Origin of the sequence: Brevundimonas sp. NPDC046655 (genome assembly GCF_044901625.1) — a bacterium.
GTDB lineage: Bacteria > Pseudomonadota > Alphaproteobacteria > Caulobacterales > Caulobacteraceae > Brevundimonas.
Map to the genome: position 1 here is coordinate 423,176 of NZ_JBJDPV010000001.1, position 16,545 is coordinate 439,720.

The window sequence follows — 16,545 nt, forward strand, 5'->3', positions numbered from 1 at the left end:
TATGTTCAAAGCTATCATTGAGGCGTCTGTCCGCTTTCGCGGGTTCGTCGTCCTGGTCGTGGCGTTCATCGCCGCATTGGGTCTGTTCGAACTGACCAAGCTGCCGATCGACGCCGTTCCCGACATCACCAACCGACAGGTTCAGATCACGACCGTCGCCCCGGCGCTGGCGCCCGAACAGATCGAAAGACAGGTCACCTATCCGCTGGAAACGGCCATGTCCGGCATTCCCGGCCTGGTCAGCACCCGCTCGCTCTCGCGCAACGGCTTCAGCCAGATCACGGTCGTCTTCACCGACCAGACCGACATCTATTTCGCCCGTCAGCAGGTCGCTGAGCGGATGCGGCAGGCGGCGGACAGTCTGCCGAAAGGCGTCGAGCCCGCATTGTCGCCCATCACGACGGGCCTGGGCGAGGTGCTGATGTGGACGGTCGACTATGTGCCCTTCGGCCCCAAGACCACGGTCGCCACCGGCAAACCGGGCTGGCAGTCTGACGGCGCTTATCTGACGCCTGAAGGCGAGCGGCTGACCACCCCGCAACAACGCGCTACCTATCTGCGCACAGTCCAGGACTGGATCATCGCCCCACAGATGCGCACCGCGCCCGGTCTGGCCGGAATCGACGTGAACGGCGGCTATGTGAAGGAATATGCTGTGCGCCCCGACACCGCTGCCCTGACACGCTATGGCCTCAGCATGTCCGATCTGGTGCAGGCGCTGGATCGCGCCAACACCCAGGCGGGCGCCGGCTATGTTCAACGCGCGGGCGAGGCGCTGGTGGTCCGCACCGACGCCCTGGCCGCGACCGTCGATGATCTGGCCCAGGCGCCGGTCGTCAATCGCGGCGGTCTGGTGGTTCGTGTCGCCGACGTGGCCACTGTCGAGATCGGTCAGGCGCCGCGTCTGGGCGGAGCCAGCCGCGACGGCCATGAAGCCGTTCTCGGCACTGCCTTGATGCTGGCCGGTGAGAACAGCCGGACCGTGGCTCAAGCGGCGGCAAAGCAGTTGGAAAAGGTCGGCGCGTCTCTGCCGCCCGGCGTCGTCGCGACTCCGGTTCTGAACCGCAGCGATCTGGTCAACTCGACCATATCGACCGTGGCGCGCAACCTGATCGAAGGGGCGCTGTTCGTCATCCTCGTGCTGTTTCTGCTGCTCGGAAATTTCCGGGCGGCGGCGCTCACGGCGCTGATGATCCCGCTGTCCTTCCTGTTCGCCGTCATCGGCATGAACCGGTTCGGCATCAGCGGAAACCTGATGAGCCTGGGCGCGCTTGACTTCGGTCTGATGGTCGACGGCGGCGTGGTGGTGATCGAGAACACCCTGTTGATGCTGACCCGGAAACGGGCCGAGCTGGGGCGGATGCTGACCCGCAACGAACGCCTCGGCGTGGCGGTTCAGGCGGCGCGCAAAATGGTCAAGCCTGCCGCATTCGGTCAGTTGATCATCCTGCTGGTCTTCACGCCGCTGCTGATGCTGGAAGGGGTGGAAGGCAAGACCTTTGTGCCGATGGGAGCGACGGTCATGCTGGCCCTGATCGGCGCCTTCATCTTCTCCTTCACCTTCGTCCCGGCCATGGCGGCCCTGTTCGTGCGCGAGCCCAAGACGGTACATCTGGGCGCGGACGGTCAGGTCGAGGAACATGAGACGCGGGTTCTGCGCTTCGCTCGACGCTGGATACAGCCCGCCATCGGCGCGGCGGTGGCCCGCCCCAAGATGGTGCTGATCGCCGCTCTGGCGACGATGGCCGTCGGCGCCGTCTCCTTCATCAGCCTGGGCCGGGAGTTCATTCCGACCCTGGACGAGGGCGACATCGCCATGCAGGCGCTGCGCGTGCCGTCCGCCTCGTTGGAGCAGTCCCTGGCCATGCAGATGGCCCTGGAACGCACCATCAAGGCCCAGCCCGAGGTCGAGACCGTCTTCTCGCGCACCGGCACCGCGGAGGCGGCGGTCGACCCTATGCCCGCCAACATCTCGGACGCGGTCATCATCCTCAAGGACCGCAAGGACTGGCTCGATCCGAAGCTGTCCAAGGAAGACCTGATCGCCCGCATCGAACAGGTCGCCAGCCAGCAGATCGGCAACAGCTTCGAGTTCAGCCAGCCGATCGAACTGCGCTTCAACGAGCTGATCTCCGGGGTCCGCACCGACCTTGCCGTCATGGTCTATGGCGACGACTTCGACACGCTTCAAAAGACGGCGGAAGCGGTGGCCGCCAAGCTGCGGGCCACGCCCGGATCGGCCGACGTGCGGGTGGAGCAGGCGTCCGGCCTGCCGACCCTGACCATCAGCGTCGATCGCTTCGCGGCGGCCAACTATGGTCTGTCGGCGGCGGATGTCTCAGAGGCGGTTTCCACCGCCGTCGGCGGCGCCGAGGCCGGGCGCATCTTCGAAGGCGACCGTCGCTTTGACGTCGTCGTGCGCCTGCCTGACGACGCGCGAAATGATCCGGCCACCCTAGCCGCCCTGCCTATCGTCTCATCGACCGGCGTCGTCGTGCCCCTGTCCTCGGTGGCGCGCATCCATACCGCCGAGGGTCCGAACCAGATCAGCCGCGAAAACGGCAGTCGGCGCATGGTGGTCCAGGCCAATGTCCGCGGCCGCGATCTGGGCGGCTTCGTCGCCGAGGCGCAAAGGTCGGTGGCCGAAATCGCCCTTCCGGTCGGCTATCGCCTCGACTGGGGCGGTCAGTTCGAGAACCTCAAGCGAGCCGAACAGCGCCTGGGCCTGGTCATTCCCGTCGCCTTCGTCCTGATCGGCGTCCTGCTCTTCATGGCGCTGGGGTCGCTCACCGAGGCGGGCCTGGTCTTCGCCTGCGTGCCGCTGGCTCTGGTCGGCGGGGCCTTGGCCCTGCTGCTAAGGGGGATGCCGTTCTCGGTTTCGGCGTCGGTCGGCTTCATCGCCGTGTCGGGCGTCGCGACCCTGAACGGTCTGGTGCTGATGCAGGCGATCCGCGAACGGCTTCAGGCGGGCATCGAGCCCGTCGCAGCGGCTATCGAAGGGGCGTCCAGCCGTCTCAGGGCCGTCTTGACCACGGCTCTGGTGGCCATCGTCGGCTTCATTCCGATGGCGCTGGCCCATGGCGCGGGAGCCGAGGTTCAAAAGCCGCTGGCCACCGTGGTCATCGGCGGCCTGCTGACGGCCACGGCCCTGACCCTTCTGGTCCTGCCGACCTTCGCCGCCCGGACGGCTAAGCGTCGAAGCGACAGGATGGACGACTAGCTCCAGACGACAGAAGCCCCCCTGACCGGCAATCAGAGGGGCTTCTTCCTCGCCTACGCGGTGTCAGCGTCGCGTGGCGGTCTCGATAATGGTGCGCGCCTCAATGATGGCGGCGGCGCTGGTGATTTCGCCGTCCTGGATCTTCTGGGCCAAGTCCATCAACGGAGGGCCAGTGACGACGCCGGTCTGAGCTTCCTCCTCGACGTAGACGCCATTGTCGCGGGCGATGACGGCGTCCCAGGCGTCGCGGACAGCGGCCCAGTAGTCCTTCGTCGCCGCCCAATAGTCGTCGCCAGCCTTGGGCGAGTAGCTGGTGGACCGGTCGTAAGTGTTGACGACGTCTTCCTGCACGATGGCGATCGGCTCGCCGCCGGCGCGGCCCGACATCTTCATGTTGTCCTGGATGTGCACCCAGCCGTTCGGGGTCAGAGCGTGGCGGTTGGTCCCGAGATACCGGTCGTAGATCGGGTTCAGCACCGCATCCCGGCGCGCCAGCGGTCGCCAGGTCGGCTCAGAGGTCCAGACCTTCATGCCGTTGGCGTAGGTCCAGCGGCCGACGCCGCCATAGCGGGGGGAATCGTCGGTCTGCCACACGGTCTGCGACCAGGCGCCTGCGCGCTGATCGGCGGACACCGGCGTCAGCGTCCACTGGTTCGCCCCGGTGTAGGCCAGGACGGCTTCCGGCTGATAGACCCAGTCCTGACGCCAGTGCTTGATGACGATGGCCTTGCCCTCGTGCTCCATGACCAGGATGTGCTGCAGGCTAATCTTGTCGCCCTTGTCATAGACCACGCGCACGATCTCGCTGCCCCCCGACAGCTTGCCCTCCATCGGGTCGTAGTCGGCTGAGAAGCTGACGTTCTCGCGCATGTCGAAGTGGACGCGGTACTGGCCAGCCTGAGCCAGGATCGACTGGCGATCCCGTTCGAACGAGTTGGCCGGCGCGGTGGCGCTCGCGGCGGTCTGGGCCAGTGCGGTCGCGGCGGGCGCAGCGCCCGTCAGGAGGGCGGCGGCGATCAATAGGGCGCGCATGGAGTTTTCCTTGGTGACGTTCGTTCGCATTTTCGGAGCCCGGGTCTCAGTAGCGGACGTTCAGCGAGATGCCGAAGTTGCGGCCCGGCTGGGTGAAGGCGGGCAGGGTGGCCGGGTCGGTCGGGGCCGTGAGCGTGCCGCTGCGCGACAGGCCGCGCACGTCGCTCCACCAGGCGTAGCTTTCGTCGAAGACGTTGAAGACGCCGGCGCGCAGGGTGGCCTTCTCGGTCACGTTCCAGAAGGCGGTCAGGTCGAGTATGGCGAATTCCTCGCCCTGCCAGCAGTTGCCGCCGCCGCAGCCGGCGCGGTCCTTCTTGCCCGACCAGGTGACGGTGGCCGAACCGCCCCAGACGCCCGAGGGCGCGGCGTAGTTCAGGCCGCCGACCACCTTGACCGGGTCGATGCTGGTCAGCTTTCCCCTGGCGCCGTCCGTCTCCTGATCGCCGTCGGCGAAGGAGGCGGCGACGATGGCCGAGAAGCCGTTGTCCCAGCGAATGGCGCCGCGCGTTTCCAGACCCCAGATCTTCACTTCGGTCAGGTTGACGTATTGGTAGATCAACGGATCGACGCCCGGCACGCCCGTCCCGCGCACGACGATCTGATTGATGAAGTCGTCGTAGTTGGTGTGGAAGGCCGTGGTCGACAGCGACATGTTGCCCCCGAACATGTCGAGGTTGCGGAAGCGGAAGCCGCCTTCGATGCTCTCGCTGGTTTCCGGCGTCAGATCCGGGTTCGGGATGGACTCGTAACCGAAGACCGGGTTGGCGAAGAAGTTGTTTACCTGCATCGGCGAGGGCGCCTTGAAGCCCTGGGCGTAGTTGGCGAAGACGCTGAAGTGGTCGTCGACCCAGTAGATGGCGCCGATCTTGGGCGACAGGTGGCTGTCGCTCTGACCAGCTGAAGGGGCGGGGAACAGGGCGTCGGCCTTGGGCGTAAGTTCATACCAGTCGTAGCGCAGCGCCGGGATGATGCTGAGGCGGCCGCCCAGCAGCTCGATCTCGTCCTGAATGAACAGGCCGGCCAGATCATATTCCGTCTTGGGGAAGGGGCGGGCGGGGAAGGGCTCGCCCATCGGCGGCACCGTGCCGTCGCGGATGCCTTCCTGAGTGGTGCGCGACCAGTCGCCGCCGACGGTGACGCGGTGCTGGATCGTCTCGCCGCCGAAGGTCTTGGACCCCTGCGCCGCCAGACCCCAGACGCTGTTGTCGAAGGTGACGTCGCGGGTGCGGTCAACCGCTGGTGTGCGGTCCTCGTAGGTGAACTGACGCGTCGTGGCGTCCTGCCAGTAGGCGGCGACCGAGCCGTCATCCAGGCCGAAGACGTCGTTGAAGTGCCAATCGACGCTGACGCGGTCGCGCTGGGTCTCGTCGTGAGCAGTCAGGCCGATGACGGTGGCTGAATAGCTGCTCAGCGCCTCGCCATCCATCTCCTGATCGAAGTGATCATAAGTCAAGCGGACGGTGTGGTTGGGGTTGGCGTCCCAGACCAGCTTGCCCAGGATGGCGTTCGAGGCGAATTCCTGCGGGTTGGGCTGGGTGCGCGCCGCGCCCGTACCGCCGACCTCGGCCATGTTTTCGGTCTCATGGGCGTCGCGGCGCGTGTAGGCCAGCAGGCCGGAGAGCGAACCTGTGCGGCCCGCCAAGGCCAGACCCTCGGTCCAGCCGTCGTCGGCCGAGTTGTAGCCGACGCGGGCGCGGGCGCCGAAGTTCTCGCCAGTGGCGATGAAGTCGGCCGGATCCTTGGAGGTAAAGCTGACCGCACCGGCGATGCCGTCCGAGCCATAGAGGGCTGAGGCGGGGCCACGCAGAATCTCGACCGACTTTACCAGGTCCAGGTCGTTATAACCGCCGCGACCGACCGCCTGGGCGCCGAAGGCGAAGCCGTCCGGAACGCGCACGCCGTCCTGAATGATCAGCACGCGGTTGCCGCCCATCCCGCGAATGGTGAAGCCTGAATTCCCGTCGCGACCGGCGCCGGACAGGGCGGCCGAGAAGCGGGCTGGACTGGTCGGGACGCTGACGCCCGGCTCGAACCGGATCAGGTCCTTGATGTCGGTGACCAGATTATTCTCGATGGTCTCAGCCGTGATGACGCTGACGCTGGCCGGTACATCGTCCATCCGACGCTGGGTGCGGGTCCCGACAACCGTGACAGGCGCGACCGGCACAGCCTTCTGAAGGTCGACGACCTCTTCCGCCATGGCGGGGAAGGCGGCGGTCGAAAGGGCGGTCAACCCGGCGGAGAACATCAGAAACGAGCGCATGGTTACAGCCCCGGTTGGAGAGGGCTGCGCAATTACTGCGAACGATTATCAGAATCAACCGCAATAATTCTGCAGATGAGACTCAGCTCGACGCCCCGGACCGATGCGGTTGAGGGCGACTTGGGCGACCGACCGCCATGTCCGCGATGCGTAGGCCCGGCTGCGCAGCGTGGGGGCCGTCCCTCGAACGTCACGCAGGTGAAGCCTCCATCAGGTTCACATCCGCGTTAGCCGTGCTCCGATGCCGACGTGGATCAGGGCGGGACGGCAAGCCGCAGGCAGAAGCTGCGCGCCTTCCAGATCATCGTCGATGCCTTGCGGTATTGGGCGGGGTGAAGGCCCGGTCACCGACGGCGATGGCATATCCACACATGGCGCATATCTGCCATCTGAAACGGCGAACGATCCGTTCGATCGTAGCGAACGTATTTCGCGAGAATGCCGACAGGATTACGCCATGAACATAGCAATCGCCTACCTTCTGACCCTGGTTGTTTTCGCCGTGATCGACACGGCCTGGCTGGGAAGCATGGGTGACCGGCTTTACCGCCCGCTGATCGGCTCGATGCTGGCGGAGAACTTCAGACTGGCGCCCGCTGTCGCCTTTTACGCCCTCTACGCTGCCGGACTCACGGTGTTCGCCGTACTGCCGGGACTGGCGGACGGAGGGTGGAAGAAGGCGCTGTTGTGGGGCGGGTTGTTCGGCCTCTTCGCCTACGGGACCTATGACCTGACCAATCTGGCCACTTTGAAGACCTGGAGCCTGAAGCTGTCGCTGATCGACATGGCCTGGGGCGTTTGCGTCAGCGCCGGTTCGTCGGCGACGGCGTGCGCGCTCGCCATGCGGCTGCTGCGCGCCATCTAGCGCTTCGGCGGGCGAATGAGAAAGCGGCTGGTGCGCGCGGCGTAGGCGGCGAAGGCCTCGGGGCGCGACCGGCGCATATGGGCCTCCAGCAAGGGAACGCCCGACACATGGTTCAGCAGCCAGTAGATGTAGGCCGGACCGGTCAGGGCCAGCCAACCCCACGGCCAGGGGCTGCTGAAACTGATCGCGAATACGGGCCAGGCGCACCACCCCAGCCATTCGAAGAAGTAGTTGGGATGCCTCGACCAGGCCCACAGACCGGTATCACAGACTTGTCCCCTGTGGGCGGGATCGGCTTTGAAGGCGGCGAGTTGTCGATCGGCGACGGCTTCCCCGATCAGGGCTGATACGAACAGCAAGGCGGCCGCGCCGTCCTGCAACGTCAGTCCCGGCGTTGGATTGCGCGCCGCCGCCAGCACGCTTAGCGCCAGAAAAGCGGCGGCGCCGGCCTGAAGCATCAAAAAGCCGAACATCTTCGCCTGGAAGCCTTGGCCCCATTCCATACGCAGCCGAGCGTAGCGTGGGTCCTCGGCTTCGCGCGCGGCCCGATGGGCGATGTGAAGACCAAGCCGCAGACCCCACAATCCAATCAGAACGGCCACCAGCCATTGCCGCGCGGATGGGGACGACCCATCCAGCGGGAACAGGGCGACGCCGACGCCGGCCAGCCCCAAGCCGAAGGACCAGAAGGCGTCGGCCCAACCTCCTTGTCCGGTGCGGCGCTGAACCACCCAGGCCGCGCTCATGACGACGGCGAGAAAGAGCGTCGCCGTGCCCCAGAGCGCCAGCAATGAGATCACAGTCGTACGAAAGGCTGCATCAGACGGCCCAGCCAGCCGTCCAATTGGATCTCGCCGTCCAGGGCGACGACGCAAAGGCAGGGAGTGTCCGACACCACGCGAGGCTGGTGCATGACGTCATCGTCGGCTTCTTCCAGATCGCCGACGTCGAACCGTTCGGTCTCTGTGGCGTAGGCGCCCGAGATGACGCAGGTCAGCTCAACGCCGCCGTGCGTGTGACGCGGCGTCTCGCGGCCGGGATCGATCTTCAGCAGGATGACCCGGCAGGCGCCGTCGCGCGGCGCGTGGACGTCGCGGACCCGGATGCCCGGACCGATCCAGCGCCAGGGGCCGAGCGCGTAGCGCCGCAGCGGCTCGGGCAGTTCGGGCATGTCGTTCAGCGGCGTGGGAACCCTGACCTCGCCGGCGTCGGTCTCGATGAGCGCCATGGCCCTCGAGAGAGCGTCGTCGGACAGTGCGCTCGGTGCGGTCTCCGCCAGAAACTCGCCGCCGACCGCCTGAAGTCGGCGCACCCAGGCGTCGTTGGCCGGGCGCAGGGCCAGGTGGGCGGCGACGACGACAGCCTCGGGCGGACTGAGCGTTCCGGCGGCAAAGGCGAGAAGGCGTTCCTCAGAGGGATTGCGACTGGGGTTCATCGGGTGGCTTCCTCGGATGGTTCGAGGATCAGGCGGAGCTTGCTCATGGCGTTGCGGATGCGGGATTTAACCGTGCCCAGAGGCAGGTCGAGCCGCCGGGCGATTTCGGAATGGGGACTGTCCATGAAGAAGGCGAGGCGCAATACCTCGACCTGATCAGGTTTGAGACGGGACAAGGCGCTTCGGATGCGTTCGGCGTCCTGGGAGGCGGACAGGATGTCGTCCGGGCGCTGCACCCCGGCGTCGGAGAAGTCGATCTCCGGAGCGGGTAGAGGGCGGGCGTCGCGACGCAGCATATCGAGCCGGCGGTTACGGGCGATAGTGAAGATCCATGTCGCGGCCCGAGCCTTGCGGGCGTCGAACAGATCAGCTTTGCGCCAGACCGTCAGCATGGCGTCCTGGGCGAAATCTTCGGCCGCGGCTGCACTGGCGCCCGACTTGATCAGCCAGGCCTTCAGGCGGGGTGCGTAATAGCTGAACAGCTCGGCAAAGGCCTCCCGATCACGCCGTAAGGCAACCGCCTCGATCAAGCGGTCGTGCGCAAAGGCGTCCGGCGTGGGGCCGTCGGCGGTCATGCCGCGCGAGGTCCTGGTTGAAGGTGTGAATGAGGCGGCCTCGACATGCATGGAGTCTAATACGCTTCGGGAAAAAGTCTGGATCATTCGTAATCCGATCGCGACCTGGGTGCGTAATCCGGTCAGCCTGCAAAGCCACGGCAGGCGTGTTTCGGAGCCGTCATGCCGCATTCCTTCGATCGCCCGCTGAAGATCGCCGTGGTCGGGTCGGGCATTGCAGCCCTGTCTTCGGCCTGGCTTCTGTCGCAGCGTCACACGGTGACGCTCTACGAAAAGGCGGATCGCCTCGGAGGCCATTCCAATACCGTGATCGCCGGGACCGCGACCGGAGAGACGGCGGTGGATACGGGCTTCATCTGCTTCAACGACGCCACCTATCCCAATCTGATCGCCCTTTTCGCTCATCTGGAAGTCCCGACCAGCAAGACGGATATGTCCTTCGCCGTGTCGCTGGACGACGGCCGGTTCGAATATGCGGCGCCCGGCCTGTTCGCCCAGCGCCGCAATCTCCTGCGGCCGCGCTTCTGGTCCATGCTAGGCGAGATTTTGCGCTTTTATCGCGAGGCCCCGATCGACCTGGGCGGCTTGACCGATCCCAACCTGACGCTGGGCGAGTACCTGAAGCGCGAGGGCTTCAGCGAGGCTTTCCGCGATGATCACCTGCTGCCGATGGCGGCGGCGATCTGGTCCTCGCCAGCCCATACCCTGATGGACTATCCAGCCGAGGCCTTCATCCGGTTCTGCGGCAACCACGGTCTGCTAAAGCTGGTCGGGCGCCCGTCGTGGCGCACCGTCGAGGGCGGCAGCCGCGTCTATGTCGAGCGTCTGGCGCGCGAGATCGGCGACGTGCGGCTGAATCATGGCGTGACGGCGGTGCGCCGCACGGATCAGGGCGTCATGGTCCACGACAGCCAGGACCGGGTCGAGCGCTTCGATCATGTCCTGATCGGCGCCCATGCCGATCAGGCCCTGGCCATGCTGGCCGAGCCGACCGCGCGGGAAAAGCAGGTGCTGGGCGCCTTCCGCTACAGCCGCAACCTGGCCGTGCTGCATACGGACGCCGGCCTGATGCCGCAACGTCGCCGGGCCTGGGCCAGTTGGAACTATATCGGGGCCGAGGAGGGCCTGTGCGTCACCTATTGGATGAACAAGCTTCAGGGCCTGCCGGGCCAGGACTTGTTCGTTACACTGAACCCTCCGCGTCCGCCCAAGCCCGATACCCTGTTGCGCAGCGAACTTTACGAACATCCGATCTTTAGCCCAGCCGCCATCCAGGCCCAGAAGCAGCTGTGGAGCCTGCAGGGGCAGGGGGGCGTGTGGTTCTGCGGTGCTCACTTCGGCGCAGGCTTCCATGAGGACGGCCTGCAGGCAGGCCTGGCCGTGGCGGAGCAACTGGGCGGCGTTCGGCGCCCCTGGTCGGTCGAGAACGAGAGCGGGCGCATCCATCTGTCGACGGCCGCCGCCTGCGCGATGGAGAAGGCGGCGTGACCCAGGGCTCGGCCCTCTATCGTGGCGCGGTCATGCACCGGCGGCTGCGCCCCAGGGCGCATCGATTGCACTATCGCGTCTTCTGGCTGCTGCTCGATCTGACGGAGATCGACGAGCTGGACCGGCGGATGCGCTTTTTCTCGCGCAATCGTTTCAATCTGCTGTCCGTCCACGACCGGGACCACGGCGACGGCTCGGGCGCGCCGCTGCGCCCGCAGATCGAGGACTTTCTCGTTCGTGCGGGGATCGACATTGGCGACGGCCCGATTCGCCTGCTGACCATGCCGCGGGTGCTGGGCTACGTCTTCAATCCGATCAGTCTCTACTATTGTCATCACCCCGACGGCCGGCTGGCGGCCATGGTCTATGAGGTGACCAGCACCTTCGGCGTGCGACACGCCTACGTCATTCCCGTGCCGCGCGAGGATCAGGCGGCCGGCTTGATCCGACAGGGCGCGGCCAAGGCTCTCTATGTTTCGCCCTTCATGGGAATGGAGATGGACTACGCCTTTCGCGGTCATGCGCCCGGCGCCCATTTGGACCTGACAATCGACGGCGTGGACGCCGAGGGCGTGTTGATCACCGCCGCCATGTCCGCCGAACGCCGGCCGCTGGACGACCAGACTTTGGGGGCGGCCGTCCTGGCCCTGCCCCTGATGACCCTCAAGGTCATGGCCGCAATTCACTGGGAGGCGCTGAAGCTCTGGATCAAGGGCGTGCGTCTGACCCGCCAACCGCCGCCAGCCCGCGATCCTGTGACGATCCAGCACAGAGCGCGTGAAAGCCGTCTCGCGCGTTGACCCCTGTAAACACCGGGCCACGATCGCCCGCCTCTCTTGCGAAGGGCGCCTGACGTCATGACGACAACCTATTGCGGCGATCAGAACGATGGGCGGGCCGTGTCTCCGGTCTTCAGCCTGCTTCTGCGGCTTCTGTCCGCCAACTGGACCTGGGGGCGTCTTACCTTGGTCCTGCCCGATGGCCGCCGTCATCAGTTGACCGGTCAGACACCTGGCAAGGCCGCCATCCTCAACATCCGCGATCCTCGCTTCGCCGCACGCGTGCTGAAGAGCGGGGATATAGGCTTTGCAGAGGGCTATATGGCGGGCGAGTGGGACACGCCGGATCTGGCTCTCCTGCTAGAAACCCTGGTCAACAACTACGAACAGATCCGTCGTCTGTTCGACGGCAATCCACTGATGAACCTGGTCCACTGGGTCGGGCATCGGTTGAACCGCAACAGCCGGCGCGGGTCACGACGCAACATCCACGCCCACTACGACCTTGGCAACGCCTTCTACGGAGCCTGGCTGGATCCCTCGATGACCTATTCCTCGGCGCGGTTCGAAACGGCGGGGCAGGGGCTTCAGGACGCCCAGCGCGCCAAGTATGCTTCTCTGGCGCGGATGATGGACCTGCGGCCGGGTCATCGCGTGCTGGAGATCGGCTGCGGCTGGGGCGGGTTCGCCGAGTTCGCGGCGCGAGAGATCGGAGCCATGGTCACCGGCGTCACTATCTCGCGCGAACAGCACGACTATGCACGCCGTCGTCTGTTCGAGGCGGGGCTGGCCGAACGCGCCGATATCCGACCAGCTGCCCGCCGTCGCCGCGATAACCTCCGCGAGCGCGGACTTGCCAGACCCTTTCTGGCCGATCACTGCCACCAGCCCCCGGTTGAGGGGCAGGCTCATCTGCCCGAAGCCGATCGTAACCATGGGCAAATCCGTCACGGTTTCGCCTTCAACCCTCGCCGCAGGCAAGGCGGCCGCCGTTCTGAGCATGAGAGAGGTTTTTGATCTCGTAGATCCCCGCGATCTAGCGCCGTTCCGGTTCCAGATCGCTGATGGACCCGCTATGCAGGGGCAGACGCTCGGCCACACTGACATGGAACGACGCCCACTGCTGGCCGTTCCGGGAAGGCCCATCGTCATGCTCCCGACGGCGATATCTGCGGCAGCGCGCCGGCATATCAAGGCGCGGTTCGCAGAGTCTGCGATCAGTTACAGTTCGCTGCCAAGCGTCGCTATAACGATTTATCGCCTAAGATATATTATGCGAAGAGAACGCCAGTTCGATAGTGTTGCAACACTCCATGCAACTAGCTCGATGCCCCGCTGCGCAGCCATTCAAACAGCGCAGCAGCTTGGCTTTGGGCGGGCTATTCACTGCCGCCACTCCCACCAACGGATTGAGACAAAGCGTGAATGGCGCTTTTGCAAGCGGCCCTTCGCATACCGTTGCGCTCGCTGTTTGACGGCAATGTGAGGGATGGATAGGTCTGCCAACACAAGCGGAACAGGTCGTATCTACGACACGACCACAAACGCCTATGGGGCCAGATAGAGATTTGACTGAACCCGACATCCGATCCCTGATCATGGGCAATCCCGTGGCGCGCGCCTTCGCCATCACGGGCGACGCCTGGACGCAGTTAATCCTGCGCGAGGCCTTCTATGGCGTGCGGCGCTTCGGCGTATGGCGCGAACGCCTCGGGACGCCCCGCAGCGTGCTGACCGACCGGCTGCAGAAGCTGGTCGCGGCCGGCCTGCTCAGTCAGGAACAGATCGCGACGGGCACGCGGACGGAATACCGCCTGACCGAGATGGGCCTCGACATGTTCGGCGTTGCCGTGGTGCAGGGCCAATGGGAGAAGGTCTGGGCACAGTCCCCGCTTCAGGAACGCTACGCCATCGCCTTTTTCGACCGCGAGACGGGTCGTCGGCTGAACCCCGCCGTTCTTACGCGCGCGCACGGTGTCGAGGTCAAACCCGACAAGGTCGACTGGAAACCTGGTCCAGGCCTCGTCATCATCCCTCCTCCGACCTCGCGCCGCCGGCGATCCGCGCCGATCGAAACGGATCGTCCGATCATCGATCGCTCGACCGAGATCATGGGCGACTACTGGAGTTGGGCGGTGCTGTCGGCGGCCTATTTCCGCCTGCGTCGCTTTGACGAAATCCATGCCGCCCTGGGCGTGGCGACCAACATCCTCGCCGACCGGCTGAACCGTCTGGTGCTGCAAGGCGTGCTGGAAAAGCGTCCCTATCAGACCGCACCCGTGCGTTTCGAATACCGGCTGACCGAGGCGGGGCTGGCCCTCTACCCCATCGTCCTGGCCATGCACGGCTGGAGCCAGAGATGGTTGATCGAACCCGACGAAGCCCCCCTAACCCTGGTGGACCGCGCCAGCGGCGAGGCGATCACGCCCGTGGTCTGCGATCTGGACAGCGGCGAACCGTTGGACCCGCGTCGCATCCGCTGGGAGCTCGAAGCCGCGACCGGGGCGTCAGGCAAAGAAAAATCGCCCGCCGACGCGAAGCCGGACGGGCGATAGTTTTGAGGACAGGAAGGACCGTCAGAAGGTCTTGCTGACCGCCACGCCGAAGAAGCGCGGCGCGCCGAAGACGCTGAAGCCGATGCTCGCGTTCTTGATGATGTGCTGCTGATATTCCTCGTCGCCGAGGTTCTTGCCGTAAACCGAGACCTTCAGGCCGCTCGGCGCTTCCCATGAGGCGAAGGCGCTGATCAGGCCGTAGGAAGGCACCAGCACCTCAGGTGCGTTCGACGGGTCGAAGTAGAAGTCATCCGTCCACTGATAGTCGGCTCGCGCCGAGAGCGTGCCGCCGAATGCGTCCCACTGACCGTCGGCGTAGAGGGTGAACTGGCTTTCCGGCGAGCGAGGCAGACGGTTGCCCTTGTACGGCAGGGCCAGGGCGCCCGACACGGCGTTGGACGTGTATTCGGCGTCCAGCTGAGTATAGGAGCCGCCGATGGTGATGTTGTGGTTCACCGCCAGCGCCGTCTCGACCTCGAAGCCGCGCACCTCGGCCTCGGCGTTGGACGTGACCAGGGTCAGGCCCAACAGTTCATAGACCTGCAGGTCGGTGTAATCGAGCATGAAGGCCGCCGCGTTGAGGCGCAGCCGCCCGCCCGCCAGCGTCGTCTTGGCCCCGATCTCGTAGTTGTCGAGCAGTTCGGAACGCAGCGGCTTGGTCGCCTGGGCGCCGGTCTGGGCGGCGCTGGGGAAGGCGCCGGCCTTATAGCCGCGATCATAGCTGACGTAGAACCGCATATTGTCGATCGGCTCGACCGCCAGGGCCAGCTTCCAGGTCGGCTCCTCGAAGGTGGCGGCGGCCTTGACGTTATAGGGCGAGCCCGTCGGCCCCAGCGGAATGCCGGGAGGGGCGTTGGCGCCGTTCTCGTTGTCCAGGGCGACCTGATGCACTTCGCGCTCGTCATGCGTCCAGCGCGCGCCGGCGGTCAGCTCCCAGATATTGGCGAAGGGGATCGTGGCCTGGCCGAAAACGGCGTAGCTGGAGTTGGTGGCGTCCTGATTGAAGGTCGTGTCGCCCCCAAACGAAGGCGGTGCGATCGGCAGCGCCGTCTGCACCACGAACCGCTCCGACCGCTCCACCTCTTCGCGGAACATGTAGACGCCGGCGACCCAGTCGATCGAAGAACCGGACTTGGAGGTCAGGCGGAATTCCTGGCTGATCTGCCTGGCCGCCTCGCTGGCGCGGTCATCGACCGACAGGGGGAAGCCCGGGAACGGCAGTCCGCCCAGATTGTCGCGCCAGCTGTAGTCGTTGTCGCGATAGGAGGTCAGGGAGATGACGTCGAAATGCTCGGCGCCCGACCACTGGGCGCGCCCGGTCAGGCCCCAGTTTTCCCGCTTCTGATAATTGTCCGCCGAAGAGAAGCTCTGCCGCACGCTCAGACCGGCGCGCAAGTTGTTCACCAGCGTCGCAAACGCCGGCGGCGTTGAGGAGGCCAGGACCGGAACGCGGGCGTGACCCTGCATGTCGTCCTTGGAGTAGTCGACCCCGCCCAGGAAGCTCCAGTCGCCGGCGTTGTGCAGCACCTGGGCGCGCAGGCCGAACTGTTCGCCGCCCTCCAGGCCCCGGCCGGTCGGCACATTCTCGGCGTAGCCGTCGTTCTGGTTCCAGCGCAGGGCCAGACGACCGGCGGTGTCCTCGCCCAGCTGGCGGTTCAGCACAGCCTCGACGCCGCGCTCTTCGAAGCTGCCGAGACGACCGGTGAACTGGGCCGAGTTCTCGAAACGCGGCTTCTTCGTATAGACGTTGAGCGCCCCGCCCGAGGCGTTGCGGCCATAGAGGGTGCCCTGCGGCCCACGCAGGATCTCGACCCGCTCGACATCCAGGAAGGCCAGGGAGCTGGCGCCCGCGCGGCCGATGGAGACTTCGTCGATCGACACGCCGATGGACGGATCGCTGGCGGCGGAATCGCTGGTGGTGCCGACGCCGCGGATGAAGATCTGCGGCTCGCCGATGTTGAACTGGGTCAGGGTCACGCCCGGCGCCTTGCCCGCCACGTCCTGAATGCCCGTCGCCGCCGTGCGCTCCAGCGTCTCGGCGTTGAAGGCGGTGACGGCGATCGGCACGTCCTGAAGGCTCTGTTCGCGACGCTGTGCCGTGACGACGACGTCACCCAGCGTGACGGCGCCCTCGGTCGGCGTGGTCGGCGTGGTCTGCGCCATGGCGGGTACGGCCATGCCTGTGGCCAGCAGCAGCGTCGCGACCGACGCGCTGAATGCGGTCTTCCTCATCTTTTGCTCCCTCGACCCCCCTGGCTCCGTTGATCGGATGCTCCCGTGGTCGAAATGAAGCTTGCGCTAGCGAACCGTGTTTGCAAGTCTTTTTATGCAAG

12 protein-coding genes are annotated in these 16,545 nt (G+C 65.8%); 6 read left to right on the forward strand and 6 right to left on the reverse strand.

The window, feature by feature from the left end:
• Position 1: 1 nt before the first annotated feature.
• Positions 2–3,220 (forward strand): efflux RND transporter permease subunit, encoded by a 3,219-nt coding sequence (locus ACI2KI_RS02055; protein WP_404617301.1) that lies wholly within the window; start codon positions 2–4, stop codon positions 3,218–3,220.
• Positions 3,221–3,283: 63 nt separating this feature from the next.
• On the opposite strand, the gene ACI2KI_RS02060 is transcribed toward ACI2KI_RS02055, so the two are convergent.
• Both ACI2KI_RS02060 and ACI2KI_RS02065 read right to left on the reverse strand, forming a co-directional pair.
• Positions 3,284–4,252 (reverse strand): DUF6607 family protein, encoded by a 969-nt coding sequence (locus ACI2KI_RS02060; protein ID WP_404617303.1) that lies wholly within the window; start codon positions 4,250–4,252, stop codon positions 3,284–3,286.
• A 46-nt stretch (positions 4,253–4,298) separates the two neighbouring features.
• On the reverse strand, positions 4,299–6,515 hold the full coding sequence (locus ACI2KI_RS02065; RefSeq protein WP_404617305.1) for a TonB-dependent hemoglobin/transferrin/lactoferrin family receptor: 2,217 nt from the start codon (positions 6,513–6,515) through the stop codon (positions 4,299–4,301).
• Positions 6,516–6,972: 457 nt separating this feature from the next.
• Here ACI2KI_RS02065 and ACI2KI_RS02070 point away from each other — a divergent pair, with 457 nt between their 5' ends.
• Entirely contained in the window at positions 6,973–7,380 is a 408-nt protein-coding gene (locus tag ACI2KI_RS02070; RefSeq protein WP_404617307.1) for a DUF2177 family protein, read from the forward strand.
• On the opposite strand, the gene ACI2KI_RS02075 is transcribed toward ACI2KI_RS02070, so the two are convergent.
• From ACI2KI_RS02075 to ACI2KI_RS02085, 3 genes are read right to left on the reverse strand one after another with little or no spacing between them, the layout of a single operon-like run.
• A complete protein-coding gene (locus ACI2KI_RS02075) occupies positions 7,377–8,180 on the reverse strand; it encodes a DUF1295 domain-containing protein (protein ID WP_404617309.1) in 804 nt (267 codons plus the stop codon). The two genes, ACI2KI_RS02070 and ACI2KI_RS02075, sit on opposite strands and share 4 nt — an antisense overlap.
• Positions 8,177–8,815, reverse strand: coding sequence for a ChrR family anti-sigma-E factor (locus tag ACI2KI_RS02080; protein WP_404617311.1), 639 nt, complete (start codon positions 8,813–8,815; stop codon positions 8,177–8,179). The genes ACI2KI_RS02075 and ACI2KI_RS02080 overlap by 4 nt, the downstream gene beginning before the upstream one ends.
• Positions 8,812–9,477 carry a sigma-70 family RNA polymerase sigma factor gene (locus ACI2KI_RS02085; RefSeq protein ID WP_404617313.1) on the reverse strand — a complete coding sequence of 222 codons (666 nt, stop codon included), beginning with the start codon at positions 9,475–9,477 and terminating at the stop codon, positions 8,812–8,814. The genes ACI2KI_RS02080 and ACI2KI_RS02085 overlap by 4 nt, the downstream gene beginning before the upstream one ends.
• 75 nt (positions 9,478–9,552) lie before the next feature.
• Between ACI2KI_RS02085 and ACI2KI_RS02090 the strand changes: the two genes are divergently transcribed.
• The 4 genes from ACI2KI_RS02090 (at position 9,553) to ACI2KI_RS02105 (ending at position 14,212) form a co-directional block, all read left to right on the forward strand.
• Entirely contained in the window at positions 9,553–10,878 is a 1,326-nt protein-coding gene (locus ACI2KI_RS02090; protein ID WP_404617315.1) for an NAD(P)/FAD-dependent oxidoreductase, read from the forward strand.
• The gene (locus ACI2KI_RS02095; RefSeq protein ID WP_404617317.1) at positions 10,875–11,678 is read left to right on the forward strand and encodes a DUF1365 domain-containing protein; all 804 of its coding nucleotides are present in this window, start codon (positions 10,875–10,877) and stop codon (positions 11,676–11,678) included. The genes ACI2KI_RS02090 and ACI2KI_RS02095 overlap by 4 nt, the downstream gene beginning before the upstream one ends.
• 57 nt (positions 11,679–11,735) lie before the next feature.
• On the forward strand, positions 11,736–12,674 hold the full coding sequence (locus ACI2KI_RS02100) for an SAM-dependent methyltransferase (RefSeq protein ID WP_404617319.1): 939 nt from the start codon (positions 11,736–11,738) through the stop codon (positions 12,672–12,674).
• Positions 12,675–13,225: 551 nt separating this feature from the next.
• Complete coding sequence (locus ACI2KI_RS02105; protein WP_404617321.1) at positions 13,226–14,212, forward strand: winged helix-turn-helix transcriptional regulator; 987 nt, start codon at positions 13,226–13,228, stop codon at positions 14,210–14,212.
• A gap of 21 nt (positions 14,213–14,233) precedes the next feature.
• Here ACI2KI_RS02105 and ACI2KI_RS02110 read toward each other — a convergent pair whose 3' ends face one another.
• Positions 14,234–16,444, reverse strand: a complete 2,211-nt coding sequence (locus ACI2KI_RS02110; RefSeq protein WP_404617323.1) for a TonB-dependent receptor — start codon at positions 16,442–16,444, stop codon at positions 14,234–14,236.
• Positions 16,445–16,545 lie beyond the last annotated feature (101 nt).